The sequence below is a fragment of the Microcoleus sp. Pol11C2 genome (genome assembly GCF_036701505.1).
GTDB lineage: Bacteria > Cyanobacteriota > Cyanobacteriia > Cyanobacteriales > Microcoleaceae > Microcoleus.
This window is the reverse complement of record NZ_JAUBQX010000030.1, coordinates 48746-63319: the sequence shown is the minus strand read 5'-3', so window position 1 is coordinate 63319 and position 14574 is coordinate 48746. Positions and strand designations below refer to the sequence as shown.

Annotated in this window: 9 protein-coding genes and 1 pseudogene; 3 read left to right on the top strand and 7 right to left on the bottom strand. The window is 48.4% G+C overall.

Annotated features, from left to right (window positions below):
- Positions 1–514: 514 nt before the first annotated feature.
- The 7 genes and pseudogenes from QUA42_RS17665 to QUA42_RS17635 form a co-directional block, all read right to left on the bottom strand.
- On the bottom strand, positions 515–2698 hold the full coding sequence (locus QUA42_RS17665; protein WP_333138665.1) for a nitrate reductase: 2184 nt from the start codon (positions 2696–2698) through the stop codon (positions 515–517).
- Between the two features lie 374 nt (positions 2699–3072).
- Positions 3073–4734, bottom strand: coding sequence for a nitrate ABC transporter ATP-binding protein (locus QUA42_RS17660; RefSeq protein WP_333138664.1), 1662 nt, complete (start codon positions 4732–4734; stop codon positions 3073–3075).
- Between the two features lie 104 nt (positions 4735–4838).
- On the bottom strand, positions 4839–6863 hold the full coding sequence (locus tag QUA42_RS17655; protein ID WP_333138662.1) for a nitrate ABC transporter ATP-binding protein: 2025 nt from the start codon (positions 6861–6863) through the stop codon (positions 4839–4841).
- 174 nt (positions 6864–7037) lie between these two features.
- Positions 7038–7907, bottom strand: coding sequence for a nitrate ABC transporter permease (gene ntrB, locus QUA42_RS17650; RefSeq protein WP_333035909.1), 870 nt, complete (start codon positions 7905–7907; stop codon positions 7038–7040).
- 170 nt (positions 7908–8077) lie between these two features.
- A complete protein-coding gene (locus QUA42_RS17645; RefSeq protein ID WP_333138660.1) occupies positions 8078–9400 on the bottom strand; it encodes a CmpA/NrtA family ABC transporter substrate-binding protein in 1323 nt (440 codons plus the stop codon).
- A gap of 91 nt (positions 9401–9491) precedes the next feature.
- Complete coding sequence (locus QUA42_RS17640; protein ID WP_333138695.1) at positions 9492–9818, bottom strand: 2Fe-2S iron-sulfur cluster-binding protein; 327 nt, start codon at positions 9816–9818, stop codon at positions 9492–9494.
- A gap of 18 nt (positions 9819–9836) precedes the next feature.
- Positions 9837–11375: pseudogene (locus tag QUA42_RS17635) on the bottom strand (ferredoxin--nitrite reductase); the annotation flags it as partial.
- Positions 11376–11987: 612 nt separating this feature from the next.
- On the opposite strand from QUA42_RS17635, the gene QUA42_RS17630 reads away from it, so the two are divergent.
- The 3 genes from QUA42_RS17630 (at position 11988) to QUA42_RS17620 (ending at position 14510) form a co-directional block, all read left to right on the top strand.
- Positions 11988–12203 (top strand): hypothetical protein, encoded by a 216-nt coding sequence (locus tag QUA42_RS17630; RefSeq protein WP_333138658.1) that lies wholly within the window; start codon positions 11988–11990, stop codon positions 12201–12203.
- A gap of 752 nt (positions 12204–12955) precedes the next feature.
- Complete coding sequence (locus QUA42_RS17625; protein ID WP_333138655.1) at positions 12956–13405, top strand: secondary thiamine-phosphate synthase enzyme YjbQ; 450 nt, start codon at positions 12956–12958, stop codon at positions 13403–13405.
- A gap of 217 nt (positions 13406–13622) precedes the next feature.
- Positions 13623–14510: a PEP-CTERM sorting domain-containing protein gene (locus QUA42_RS17620; protein WP_333138653.1), complete on the top strand. Its 888-nt coding sequence runs from the start codon at positions 13623–13625 to the stop codon at positions 14508–14510.
- The last annotated feature ends 64 nt before the right edge of the window (positions 14511–14574 follow it).

Sequence of the window (14574 nt, the reverse complement as noted above, 5' to 3'; positions counted from 1 at the left end):
TTATAGCACCTATAGGTGCAAACTGCAATTGTCTGACTCAATTAATTAAAAAGAACGCACAAGGCATCCACCAGAAGACATTCTCCCGAAGGAAAAACCCCCCATCAAGAAGGAACAACTCAGAATAAATAAATTTAATTTTCCTTGTTTCCGAGCTCTGGCGGGGAAACGCAGTTTTTAGGCTGCGTAATGGCATAACGATTTTAGCTTTTAGATCTGGGATTTGGGATTTAAGATTTATGTGTAGGGTATGTCCGGGTTCAAAATTGCTCGATCGAGAGAGGTTGTTACCCCAAAAACGGATACAAGCCCCGGACTCCTGTCGCGAAGAGTGCAAAATTTTAGAGTCTTGTTCAAGAGCCCAGATTCATCTTTGGAGTAAATCTCCAATAGTTCGACTGAGCGCTCGCCGAACGTCTCGCCGAAAGTCAACCACGTTCCTCCCCATGTCGATCGCCCGCGGCTTCCCGCTCGTTCTGCGGTGATTTGTAACATCCAGTAGTTGGGCGGCAGCTCAAGAAGTGACGGCCAGAGTGGATTTTGCCCAATTAAATTCCCCAACTTCTGCGGCAACTTCTGCTGCTGTTTCTGCCCCAACCAGCACCAACTGCACCGCACAAGCTTTTAACTCAGGCTGTTTGGAATCTGGACAGCTTGCAGAATGAGTCATGGCATTGGCTTCAGCCGCTTCGGCCCACAGAGAACCCCAGTGCATCGGTACAAATAGCGTACCTGGGGCGATCGCCTTTGTGACTTTTGCCGGAAACTGCGCCTTGCCGCGGCGCGATCGAACTTCCAGCAAATCCCCCTCCTTAATCTGCAATTTGGCAGCATCGCGGGGGTGAATTTCCAAAAACGGATCGGGGTGCAATTGATTAATTTTCTCGGTTCTACCCGTCCGCGTCATCGTGTGCCAGTGTCCGTAAAGTCTCCCTGTCGTCAACACAAACGGATAGTTCGGATCCGGAGGTTCTGCCAGTCCCCGGGAGTGATAGGCCGAAAATCTCGCCCGCGCGTCAGGAGTGTGAAAACGCCTGTCAGTATACAGCCGTTTCGCTTCGTTCGCTGGATGCACAGGCTCATTTTCCCGGCAAGGCCACTGCTGCGGGCCTTCTTGGCGGATGTATTCGTGGCTGAGGCCGGTCATGTCGCAAGGCTGGCCCCGCGTCAACTGCGCGTACTCTTTAAAAACCTCCGCACTGTTCTCGAAAGCAAAGTGTTCGGCAAAACCCAACCGCCGGCCGACTTCAGCGAAAATGCTCCAGTCGTCGCGGGCTTCCCCGGAGGGAGTGTCGAAACCGGGACAAAAGGTAACGCGGCGTTCGGAATTCGTCATTACTCCGGTTTTTTCGCTCCACTGCGTTGCCGGCAGCAGGATGTGAGCGTAGGCGGAGGTTTCAGTGGGATAGTAAGCTTCTTGATAAATAGTAAAGGGCGATCGCAGCAAAGCGGCTTTAGTGCGTTCCAAATCCGGCATACTAACCACCGGATTCGTAGCTGCAATCCACAGCAACTCGACTTCGCCAGTTTCCAAACCGGTAATCATCTCCCAAGCTGTGCGGCCCGGATTCGGGGAAATACTTCCCGGTGCGAGTCCCCAAAACTCCTCGACTTGGGTTCTGTGTTCAGCATTTTTCACAAAACGGTAGCCTGGGAGCAAATGAGACAGTCCTCCGGCTTCCCGCCCTCCCATCGCGTTTGGCTGGCCGGTGAGGGAAAACGGGCCGCTTCCCGGTTTGCCGATTTGACCGGTCATCAAGTGCAAATTAATCAGCGATCGCACTTTTGCCGTGCCTTCCGACGACTGATTCATCCCCATCGACCACAGCGACAAAACCCGCTGCGACTGTTCCCAGTAGTTTGCCGCCGTTTCTAACTCGCTGACAGTAATGTCGCAGCGCGAGGCTACAAACTCCGGCGTGTAGCTACTAATAACCTCAGCAAAAGCTGAAAAATTCGCCGTGCATTCTTCAATAAACTCAGCATCTATTGCTTGCCTGCGTAACAGCAAATATGCAATTCCGTTAAGCAAATCTATATCCGTACCTGGTTTAATTGCTAAGTGCAAATCCGCCGCTTCAGCAGTCGGAGTCCGCCTTGGATCTACCACAATCATCTTGACATTTGGATGCTTTTTGTGGTATTTTGCTAATCTATTGAATACGATCGGATGGCATTCCGCTGTATTGCTGCCGATAATAAAAGCGCAATCTGTTAATTCTAAATCGTCGTAACAGCAAGGTGGCCCGTCCGAGCCAAAGCTTTGAACGTATCCAGAGACTGCTGAAGACATACACAGGCGAGAATTAGCATCAAAATTATTAGTACCCAGACAACCTTTCATTAGTTTCTGGGCAATATAATAATCTTCTGTGGCGAATTGACCCGAACCGTAAACGCACAAAGCATCGGGGCCGCTGGTGCTGCGAATTGTTTTGATGCGATTAACAATTGCATCGAAAGCTTCGTCCCAGCTAGCGCGGCGGAACGGTTGGTCGAGAGTATCTCGCATCATTGGATACAGTAGCCGATCGCTCCGAATGGACTCTGTTACGGTTGCTCCCTTAATACAAACCATGCCTTGACTCGATGGGTGATTGCGATCGCCCCGGACTTTCCAACTTTGTTTTTTGTCGGCTACAACTTCTAGACCGCAACCTACACCGCAGTATGGGCAAAGAGTTTTTATAGTTTCCATCTGGTGATTTTAGATGCTAATTTTTGAAAGCTAATGGGTAATTCGTAATTTGTCATTATAGCCGGAACTGAGGGCTCCTGCAAATAACGTGTCAATCATTACTAAATTTCCGCATATATGCTTCCCAGAAACGGACAATACCCTGATTTAAAATTACCCGCTATCTTACTAAAAATCGCGCTTGATCTCGCTTGTAGTCAGCTTCTGGCTGCTACTAAATCTTCCTCAAACCGAGGAAATTCCAACCTAACTCTTGTCACCCCCAAGAATGGGGGATAGGAGGAATTTTTGTCTAGTTCAAAAAGCGCCCAGGTAATACTTTTGACCTAGTTGTTGATAGCAATGTGAGATTTAGTGCGGGAGTATTATGTCGCCTACTTCCCTGATTTAACTTCAAATACGCCACCGTTGGTGGGGCTAAAAGTTACTTGGAACTCAGCAGTTTTTTCAGCGCCTGCTGTGGCACCGGCAGGAGTTTGCAAAACAGGCAGAGGAGTTTCTTTGACGAAATCTTTAGCTGCTTTATTTGTGGGATCGAACTGTAGAATATCGCCGTTTTGTTTTACTTTGACCCGATAAGTCAAACTTTCGGTAAACGTTGGAATTGTTCTCCACTTTTGGTCGATTTGTGCATACAACTTCTGTCCGATCGCATCGAGTTCGGCTTGGTCAGAAATCTCTGATGTGGCACTGGCTGCTGCATTGGGCGCGACGGCGCTGTTAGCAGCAGCGATGGCTGCAGGGCTGGCATTCGGTGCAGGACTTGCAGCAGCGATGGCTGCAGAGCTGGCATTCGGTGCAGGACTTGCAGCAGCAGCGATGGGTGCAGGGCTAGCAGTCGGTGCGATCGAACTTGCTGCGATTTGCGGGCTGGGGGGAGAACTCACAACCGCCGCAGTCGCCGCCTGCGGTGCAGTTTCTTCTAGTTTCGCTTGCTTTAGCTGGCTGGAAACAACAGACATATTGACGGCAGCTAAAGTAACCATTGCTACGAACCACGAGGCTGCCAGGATGCCGCGTTTGATCGGCGAACCTTCTGGGGGTTCGGCAGCGTGAGACACAAAAGGTGCAGGTGCGATCGGCCTGTCAGCAACCGCAGGCTTTTTGCTAGCAGGTAATGGCATCGGTAGCGCGACGGCTTCTGTCTCTGAGTCCGTTGCTTCACCTTCTTCGTGGTGCGCGTAGCGAGAAAACAGGAACTCCAAAGCAAAGTTGCGAAGTTCGTAGTATTTCGGGTCTTCCATAATCCGCGCCCGGTTGCGGGGACGGCTGAACGGAACGTGCATATCTTCGCCGATGGAAGCTGCAGGCCCGTTGGTCATCATCACGATGCGATCGGCCAAAAACAAAGCCTCATCAATATCGTGAGTAATCATAATGACGGTAATTTTTTCCTTCCGCCAAATTTTCAGCAATTCTTCCTGCAACTCTTCCCGGGTAATCGGGTCTAGAGCTCCGAAAGGTTCGTCCAAAATCAACAGTTTGGGACGAGTTGCCAGAGCTCGGGCGATCGCCACCCGCTGTTTCATCCCCCCGGACAATTGGCCCGGTCTTTTGTTACAAGCTTCGGTCAGCCCCACTAATTCCAAGTGTTCCTTGACGATCGTATGGTGTTCGTCTGCAGACTTTTCCGGGTAAACATTTTCAACGCCGAGGTGAATGTTTTCAGTAGCAGTCAGCCACGGTAGCAGCGAGTAGTTTTGAAACACCACCATTCTGTCGGGGCCTGGTTCAGTAATCTGCGAACCTTCCAGGGCTACTTCTCCGTTTGTCGGCCCGTTGAATCCCGCAATCATATTCAGCAAAGTTGATTTGCCGCAGCCCGAGTGACCGATCAAACAAATAAATTCGCCTTCATTAATAGTTAGGTTTACACCGTCGAGAACGACGTAAGGGCCTTTAGGAGTTTCGTAGACTTTCGATACGTCTTTAATAGTAAGAAAGTCTTGCTTGGGCGTTTGAAGTGTGGTTGTTTGGGGGGTTTTTAGAGTTTGCATATTTTCAGGATTGGGATTTTGGGTCGGGGAATTAGACATGACAACTTTCGATTGAGAATTTGAAATTAGGGATTTAGGAAGGGGAAAATGGGGAGTCTTGTTTCCTGATTTCTTGCTCCTCATTCCCTCTTCCTATTTGATGATTATGCTGGCAGTTTGATGGAACATTGACTGCCTATTTGTTCAATTAAAATTTCTTCAATGCGGAGGCCGCGTTTGATTTTGACATTCTGAAGATAGTCGATCGGGTCGTCTAGATTAAACACAGTGCCGTCAAATAGCTCGATCGTCCGGCGATCTCTGGCGATATCCGGCAAGCCCAATTCGCGCACTGCTTGACCGAAAACATCGGGCCGCAAAACTCTATCGACCACTTCCACCCAGTTTTTCGGGAACGGGATCAGCCCCCAGCGAGCCATCTGCGCCATCACCCACACCATTTCTAGGCGGTCTGGACAATTGGTTTTGTCAACGTAGAACTGGTTGAAGTTGTAAAGCATTTCGGGTTCTGCCTCCGTACCGGAGTTGTACGGATCGAGGAACCCCGGACGGATGTCTTTCGGATCGGCGCCGATGTATTGTTCTTGGCTAATCAATGCTAGGACTTCTTCGCGGTTGCGGCGGTCGTCGCAGTAGTCGCAGGCTTCCAAAAGCGCTTTGACGAGGGCGAGGTGGGTTTGAGGATATTTCTGAGCCCAATCTTCGGTAACACCGAGAACTTTTTCGATGTGTCCGGGCAGAATATCGAGGGAACGGGCCATGACAAAACCCGTACCGCTGTTGACTGCGTGGGAGTTCCAGGGGTCGCCTGAACAGTAGCCGTCAATGTTGCCTGCTTTTAAATTCGCTACCATCTGCGGGGGCGGAATCACGGTCAAGCCCACGTCGAGGTCGGGGTCGATGCCGCCGGCGGCCAGCCAGTAGCGGAACAGCAGATTGTGCATGGAGGCGGAGTGTACCATGCCCAATGTGTGAACTTTATCGGGACTCTTGGCGATCGCAGCTTTGAAATCCTCTAATGTCCGAATGCCTTGTTTGTAAAGGTCTTTGCTGAAAATAATCGAATTGCCGTTGCGAGACAGCGTGAGGGCGCTACAGACGGGCACAGGGACTTCACCGTCGAGCCCCAACAGCATACCGATCGGCATTCCTGCGACCATTTGCGCCGCGTCCAGCCGTCCTTCGGCGACTCCTTTGGCGATCGCTTTCCAGCCAGGTTCGCGGCTAAGAGTAACTTCTTCCAAGCCGTGGGCTTTGAAAAATCCTTTTTCTTTGGCTACAACTAAGGGGGCGCAGTCGGTGAGGGGAATAAAGCCGATGTCGAGGTTGATTTTTTCCAGGCCGTTGCGGGCGATGACAGGCGGCTGTTGTTTTGCCCGGCGCTGTTTGACCCGCTTTTGCTGGTTGAGGAAGTAAACCATTTCGTTACGCAGCGCGTAGTAACTCGGATGGTTGACAACTTCCATGCGCTTGCGGGGGCGGGGAATGTTCACTTCGAGGATTTGCCCGATTTGCGCTTCCGGGCCGTTGGTTAGCATCACAATGCGATCGCTCAGTAATAAAGCCTCATCCACGTCGTGAGTTACCATCACGCTGGTGACTTTGCTTTCCTCGCAAATTTTCATCAACTGGTCTTGCAAACCGCCGCGAGTTAAGGCATCGAGGGCGCCGAAGGGTTCGTCTAGCAGCAGCAATTTCGGGCGAATCGCCAGGGCGCGGGCGATCGCAACTCTTTGTTTCATCCCCCCAGAAATTTCGCCTGGGCGTTTGTCCGCGGCGTGCCCGAGTCCGACCAATTTAATGTGGTGTTCGATCACCAACTCGCGATCTTCTTTCGAGTTACCGCTGTAAATTTCCTCTACTGCTAGGGCAATATTTTCGCGCACCGTCAGCCAAGGTAGCAGCGAGTAGTTTTGAAACACCACCATTCTATCCGGGCCTGGATCGCGGACTTCGCGCCCTTCTAAAGTAATCCCGCCCTGACTTGCTTTGTCGAGACCGGCGATGATATTTAGCAGCGTAGATTTGCCGCAGCCCGAGTGGCCGATTAAGGTGATGAATTCTCCTTTTTTAATTTTCAGTTCGATATTTTTAAGAGCGATGTATTGCTCTCCATTGGGCAAGTTAAATACGCGGTCAACGTGGTCTACTTCAACAAATACTGACATGGTAATTTTAGGTTAGTTTGTAATTTGTATGATGCTGATTATTAATTGGCCATTGGGCATTGGTCATTGGGCATTAATTTACAACTAATTTCTACCAGTTTGTAGTTGGCAACCATTCCGCATTCCCCATTCGCCATGACCGATGCCCGATGCCCGATGCCCGATGCCCAAATTCTATTTCTGTTCTTCAGGAACAACTTTGGAAGCGATGAAACCAACGATTCTGTCTAAAATCAAACCGACGATTCCTACATAAAGCACTGCTAGAATCACTGCGCTGAGTCGAGAACTGTTGTAAGCGTCCCAGATGAAGAAGCCGATGCCGACGCCGCCGACTAACATTTCCGCAGCTACGATCGCCAGCCAAGACAAACCGATACCAATTCTCAAGCCAGTGAAGATGTAAGGAACTGAAGAGGGGAGCAGGATTTTCCAGAAGTATTTTTGGTTAGGGAGGCGCAAGACGCGGGCGACGTTTCTGTAGTCTTGGGGTATTTGTTGAACGCCTACTGTGGTGTTAATGAGAATCGGCCAAATTGCTGTAATTAAGATTACGAATAGTGCTGAAACTTCGTTAGCTTTCACCCCCATGCCTTCAAAGGGATTGAACTGTTGAAATACTGCTAGGGCGATCGGCAGCCAAGCTAGGGGCGGGATAGTTCTAAATACTTGAAACAGCGGGTCTAAAGCATCGAACATTAAGGAGTTTGTGCCGATCAGGATACCTAAACTGATGCCCAGAACTGCTGCCAAAGTAAAGCCTATCGCCACCCGCTGCAAGCTAGCCAAAATTTGCCAGAACAAGCCTTTGTCTGTACCGCCGTTGTCGAAGAAAGGATTAATAATCAGATTCCAGCTTTCTTGGACAGCTTTGATTGGCCCCGGCAAGGTGGATGATGCATCGTGGCAGAGGATTTGCCATATTATCAGTAGAACTGTAATTGCTACCAGCGGGCGGATGATTTTTCGGCGGTTTTTTTGAACCTGATCCAGAACGAAATTTACTGGATTTTTGCTTTTAGTAACAGCGAGGTTTGTTGCCATTTTTGTTTTTGCCGTATTGTGAATAATCGATTATTTGTAGATACTTTGAAGAGAATTCAGCAGGTTGGCTTCGTGGAACCAACCCTCTGTTTCACTGAACCCAACACCATCAATCAATTTTAGGGGTTTGTCAACTGTTAACAGTCAACAGTCAACAGTTAACAAACTAATTATGCTTTTTTGATTGCCAGACCCTTTAGATATTCTTCTGGTTTTTCTGGGTCAAACTTCACGCCGTCAAAGAAGGTTTCAACACCGCGAGAAGTGGTAGTAGGAATTTGGGCGGCGGGAACGCCAAGTGCTGTCGCTGCTGCTTTCCAAATATCTTCGCGGTTAACTTTATCAACCGTGGCTTTGATGTCGGTAGTTGCCGGCATATAACCCCAACGAATATTTTCAGTTAAGAACCAAGTATCATGGCTCTTGTAGGGATAAGAAGCATTATCAGCCCAGAATTTCATCGCCACTGGGCTAGCAGTTTCAATGCGGCCGGTACCGTAGTCAATTTGACCCTTAGAGCGACCGATAATATCTGCTACTGGAACTTTTAACCACTTATCTTGAGAGATTATTTGGCACATCTCATCGTGATTTTCTGCCTTGTCGCACCACTGCTGGGCTTCCAGTACGGCCATTGTTATTGCTTTAGCAGCTTTGGGGTTTTTCTCAACCCAATCTCCTCTTAAAGCGAAAGCTTTTTCTGGGTGGTCTTTCCAAAGTTCTCCGGTTACTAAGGCGGTGTATCCTACCTTTTGAGTAACTAGCTGAGCATTCCAAGGTTCGCCTACGCAAAAGGCTTCCATGCTGCCAGATTTCATGTTCGCTACCATTTGGGGCGGCGGTATGGGAATCACGGAAACATCTGTATCTGGATTAATACCGCCGGCTGCTAGCCAGTAGCGCATCCACAAGTCGTGGGTGCCGCCGGGAAAAGTTATAGCAATTTTTTGATTGGCGAGGGCTTCTTTGAGAGGTTTGCTGTCAGTACCTACTTTTAAATCTAGGTATTTTTTGCTGATGGAAATTGCTTGACCGTTAGTATTTAACCGGGCAACAATGTTCATCGGCACTGGCTGATTGCCTTTGGTAATTGTGCCTAATGTCAATTGGTAAGGCATCGGGGATAAAATGTGGGCTCCGTCAATGCCACCTTTTTCGGAACCGAGTTCTAAGTTGTCGCGAGTAACTGGCCAAGATGCTTGTTTCTCAACTTTTACGTCTTTCATGCCGTACTTGGCAAATAACCCTTTTTCTTGGGCGATGATTAAGGGTGCTGAGTCGGTGAGGGCGATGAATCCGAGTTTGGCTGCGGTAACTTCTGGCGCGTCGGCGGGGTTGATGTTGACTGCTGGCGCGGCGCTGGGTGATGCGCCGCTGGGAGTTGCGCTAGATGTGGTGGAAGTGGAAGCGGAACTGCAACCGTGGGCGAGAAGGGTGCCGGCTGCTGTTGCTCCAGCGGTGATGATGAATTTTCTTCTGGAAAGGTTGCTCATTTGTCTTGAATTGTTGTTGTACTTTGAGATCGTGGAAATGTGAGATGTGAGATTGATTCGGGACCTTCGCATCGCATCTCACATTGTGAGATTAGGCGTCGATCGACACTTTGCCGATCGCCCGCGCGCTGCAAGTTAAAATGAACCCTGGTTCTAAGTCTCGGGCCGCGTCGGGTTGGCTGTCGTAGACTGTTTGGCCTTCTAGGAGTTTTTGCTGGCAAGTGCCACAGCTTCCCGACCGGCAATTGCTGTCAAGTTCGACTCCGGCCCGTTCGGCAACATCGAGAATGAACTCATCTTCGCTGCAAGCAACTTCTTTGCCCGATCGAGCGAAAATGACAGTAGATGTCTGAGGTTTGGCTGCCTGGACTGCCGTTTCGTCCCTGTCAACCGTCAGTTGCAGTTGCCGGTTCAGCACAGCTACATCCCCTGTAATCTCTTTGGGAACTGCCCCAAACTGCTCGACTAACAATTGATGCAGCACTGGTTTGAGGTCTTCGCAAGGGATGCTTTTTTGGACGCAAGTACCCAAATGAGCGTCTTTTCCGACTGTGCCTCCCATGTAAATGTCTACACCTTCGAGGGTTTTGCCGTTCTTGCGAACTTTGGTTCCCATCAAACCGATGTCTGCTACTTGGGGTTGACCGCAGGAATTGGGGCAACCCGTCCAGTGAATTCTCACAGGTTTGGGAAGTGAAAGTTCGACATCGAGTTCCTCAATCATTGCCACGGATCGGCTTTTGGTTTCGATGAGGGCGAAGTTGCAAAACTTGGCGCCGGTGCAGGAAACCAATGCTCGCATCAGCGGTGCGGGGTCGATCGAAAAACGCTGCAACAGCGGTTCTTTGACTAGCGATTCAATCCGCGAGTCGGGAACGTTGGGAATAATCACGTTTTCTTCCACAGTGAGCCTGAGCTCCCCGCTGCCGTAAACCTCGGCGATTCTGGCCAAATCGAACAAATCCGATGCCTGCAGCCGTCCGACTGGAACGTGCAGCCCTACATAGTTGAGCCCTGATTGTTTTTGGGGGTAGATGCCGATGTGGTCGCGTTTGTCCCAGGTGATTTCATCTTTGGGCGCGGCGGCGGGCAAAGTGCGACCTAATTCTTGTTCGACTTCGGCTCGGAATTGTTCGATTCCTAGTTCGTCAATCAGCCACATCAGCCGCGATTTTTGGCGGTTTGCTCTCGGGCCTCGATCGCGAAACACTGTTAAAATTGCTTTGCACAAATCTACAACGTCGCTGGGACTTGCCCATGCGTTGAGAGGAATTGCAGCTTCGCAGCGTTTGGCGGAGAAGAAACCGCCGACTAAAACGTTAAAGCCGATGTTGCCGTCTTTGTAGGCTGGTACGAAGGCGATGTCGTTGATTTCTGCGTGGACTGAGTTGTCGCGGCAGCCTGCGATCGCAATATTAAACTTTCTCGGCAAATTTGAAAACGCGGGGTTGCCTTCGCCGCTGTTCGTAATCAAATCTTGGACTTGGTTCGCCAGTTCCCGCGTATCAATCAGTTCGTCGGCGTCCAGGCCCGCGACTGGGGAACCCGTGATGTTGCGTACATTGTCCATGCCAGACTGGATGCTGGTCATGCCCGCTTCTTTGAGGCGGCGGAAGATGTCGGGTACGTCTTCGATGCGAATTCCGCGCAATTGCAGGTTTTGTCTGGTGGTGATGTCGGCGCTGCCGTCGTCCCCGTAGCGTTGGACGATTTCTGCTAGCGTTCTGGTTTGATTGCTAGTAATGATGCCGTTGGGCAAGCGCAGCCGCATCATGAATTTGCCGGGAGTTACTGGCCGAAAGAAGATGCCGAGCCATTTGAGGCGGTGCTCGCGATCGATTTCGTCCATTGCTTCCCAGCCGATGGCGGCGAAGTGGTCGAGTTCGCCTTTTAATGCTAAGCCATCTTTTTCTGCTTTGAGTTTTTCAAACTTGTTCAGGCTCGCTTGGGCTTTGGGTTCTATTGTTTGGGTCATCGGTTTACCCTCGCTGCTGGCTTGTGTGGGGAGGTATTGACTTGGAGCATAAAGTGTGTGTTTCCTGCTAACCTTAGTGACTGTATGAATTAAAAACTGTATATTTAGTTACTAGATCGAATTTCTTTTAAGCATGGTTGGTCTTCTGTAAACTTCAGTTTGACTGGGCGCTGGCTCGAACGTCGCCAAACTATTTATGGTTATAGTTGCTACCGATGATTCGGTCGATCGCTGCGTTTCGATGCACCTTTGTTATGAGCTAATGTAAAGCCCACGATTGTAAATATTCGTAGCTATTTTTACAAAATATTGAGTTTTATGAATATTTCGCATAGGGTCGATGCGTTTTATACATGGGAAATGGGTAAAGACGCCCACAAAACCGAAAAATCTCTTTAAATCTTTAGATTTACGACGGAAGAGGGGGAAATTGGAATATCTAAGATTAATGTTGTGAGTGCGATCGCAGACTTAAAACGAGATCGTCACAACATTAGAGCGGTCGCTGTCACACAGTTTGCCTCAAAACATCACGTTATGTGCTATGCCAGCGTCACTATTAATTTTCGGAGAACGAGAGATGATATAAGTATCGAATTCAGGGAACGTCTCATGTTTTCAGTTCAACTTATCCCCGGCGCTATTTCCGAAATGCTTGCTTCTGTTACGGATACAGGTTGTTTGACTTTAGCCGACCGCTACGGCTTGATGGCCGCTGTTTTGGATGACTCTCTCGACGAGGAATACAGACATTCGATCAACCGCCTGCTGCGTTCTGTGATTAAGGGAAGAGTCAAGATAGTCAACGAACTGTCGGCGATATATTAACAGCATTTAAAAATTTGATTGATTTATGCACCGCTGCAAGTGCAGAAACCACCGGCCGAGTTAGAAGGAACCCACGATGGGTGCAGCGGATGTAGGGCCGGAAGTTTCTTGGGTGTTCTAAAAACTTGCGATCGCTCCTCGCCGTCAGTCGATTTTCGATTTACTCTACAAGACTTGCATTGCATCAATCTTTGATCGATAAATTGACCGCAGATGAAAAGCAGATAAACAGAGATGAACGCTGATGCTTTTCAAGATAGTTTCTGAATGAATCCAATGCAAGTCTACAGATGAATGTGGGATCTTGAACAAGAGCGTTACCCGTTCACCTGCCCAAGAGTCGAAGGGTCTCAAGTTTTTCTCCCTCCACTACAGCAGTCGGGGGCTTGGCTCCATTTTTGGGCGGGGTCAAAAAATTTTCGGATTATCCAATTCTGGCAACAAGTGCGCCACTTACAGAAAAAGTGTTGCTCCACAGTGAGTGTCGAGCGGCGAGCGAGTCGGTGCGGTCGATCGCCTATAATAGAATTTTGGGCGATCGGCATTTTAGGACTTTGAAGACTGAAGTCCTCACTATAGCAGTTGACAGTTGACAGTTGACAGTTGACAGTTACATACTACGAGCATTAAACCGTTTATGCTAAAGGGTCATAGGATCTATTCATGACATTATTTATGTCCTAACCTATGTGGCGGTTGCTATACAAACATAATTATCATTATTGAACCGGGCTGGAGATGACAGGCAACTTATGAAAATTATTAATCAAACAATCGAAATACTAACAGATTCAGGAATCGGTATCTACAACATCACGCCCCAAATTGTCGATTTTCTTGACAGCAGTGCGGTCAAAAATGGACAATTGCTAGTATTTTCCCGACACACAACTACAGCTTTAGCAATCAATGAAGATGAAGAAAGATTGGTAACAGATATTAAAGTATACCTGCAAAAATTAGCGCCTCCTGGCGACAAATACCTGCACAACGACTTGCATTTAAGAATAGTTCCGCCAGATGAACCGATCAACGCTCACTCTCACTTGATGGCAATGACGCTCAATACCAGCGAAGTAATTCCAATTGTTGAAGGTAAATTAGCACTGGGGACTTGGCAATCTGTTTTATTTTTCGATTTAGACGGGCCGCGAAATAGAACTGTATTTATTCAAATTATGGGTGAATCGTTAGTAGAATGAAGAAACAAGAAGTAACAAGGAAGAAAACATACACAGCCAGCTTTTGATCGAGCCATATTTTATGTTTAATCAGGTGGATTTACTTATTACGCGATCGCCCGACCAAATCTTTAGCAAAATTTTAATATATTCAGCCGGAATATATGATTTACTGAAAATTAAAAATAGTCGATCGAGCAGACTTGACAATTTAACAATGATTCCCAGGGAGCATTTTATGAAATCCATTGCTAAAAACAGCATCCACTGGACTTACTCCGTGGCTATTTTCTGTGCCATTTTCGCACTACAGCAACAAAAAGCTACAGCAGCAACGCTATCTAACGGCTGGAATTATGCGATCGATTCCTTCAACGACGGCGTGACAGGGTCACAAATCGGCGGCGGGGAATTTGAATTTTACGGCATCGCCATCAAAGAAACATCAGATACAGCTTTCATCGCCATCAACTCCAATCTAAGTTTAGCAGGATATGCCGACCCACTAGCTCAAAGAGGCAACATCAACTACGGCGATTTATTCTTCAATTTTTCCGGGCAAAACTTCAATACAGCTAACGCAAACGGCAGCTTGTTTGGTATCCGCTTTGCCGAAGGAAATGACTCAGGCGTAGCCACGACTGGCATTTACAGTAACGTTACTGCTAAAAACGTCACCCAAATTAACTCTGGATTTACCAATTTAAATCAATTCAATACGGTAGTGGCATCTCAAGGCGGAACCCCATCAATGGGCGATTTAGCTGCCACAGACCCCTATTTTCAACAAACAGGAAACTCGACTATTCTCAACTCAATAGCTACGGGTACAAAAGTAGGAGAAATCAATTTTTTAACGCCAGCAACTTTAAGCGTCCTCGGTCTTAATTTCGCTCAGTTTAATGCAGTAGGTTCTCAAACTATTGGATTCAGTTTCAATAAATCCTCTATGCCTTCGGGGAACTATATTGCTAACTTTTTTGCCGAGTGCGCTAACGATGCGATCGCTATTCAAGGATCGTTTGAGGCTGTACCCGAACCTTCTACTTGGTTTGGTACTTTAGTAGGATTGAGCTTTTTAGGTATTGGCGCTGCAAAACGCAAAAGTAAGCGCAAGATTTCCTAAGTTAGGTAGGGTGTGCATTAAGTACCTTACGAATAGCTGTTATGCACACCTTACGAATAGGCGT

Bases quoted from the DNA above. Each gene is read 5' to 3' on its own strand.
- QUA42_RS17620 (WP_333138653.1), top strand. From the start codon at position 13,623: ATGAAATCCATTGCTAAAAACAGCATCCACTGGACTTACTCCGTGGCT.
- QUA42_RS17630 (WP_333138658.1), top strand. From the start codon at position 11,988: ATGTTTTCAGTTCAACTTATCCCCGGCGCTATTTCCGAAATGCTTGCT.
- QUA42_RS17665 (WP_333138665.1), bottom strand. From the start codon at position 2,698: ATGGAAACTATAAAAACTCTTTGCCCATACTGCGGTGTAGGTTGCGGT.
- QUA42_RS17625 (WP_333138655.1), top strand. From the start codon at position 12,956: ATGAAAATTATTAATCAAACAATCGAAATACTAACAGATTCAGGAATC.
- QUA42_RS17645 (WP_333138660.1), bottom strand. From the start codon at position 9,400: ATGAGCAACCTTTCCAGAAGAAAATTCATCATCACCGCTGGAGCAACA.
- ntrB (WP_333035909.1), bottom strand. From the start codon at position 7,907: ATGGCAACAAACCTCGCTGTTACTAAAAGCAAAAATCCAGTAAATTTC.
- QUA42_RS17655 (WP_333138662.1), bottom strand. From the start codon at position 6,863: ATGTCAGTATTTGTTGAAGTAGACCACGTTGACCGCGTATTTAACTTG.
- QUA42_RS17660 (WP_333138664.1), bottom strand. From the start codon at position 4,734: ATGTCTAATTCCCCGACCCAAAATCCCAATCCTGAAAATATGCAAACT.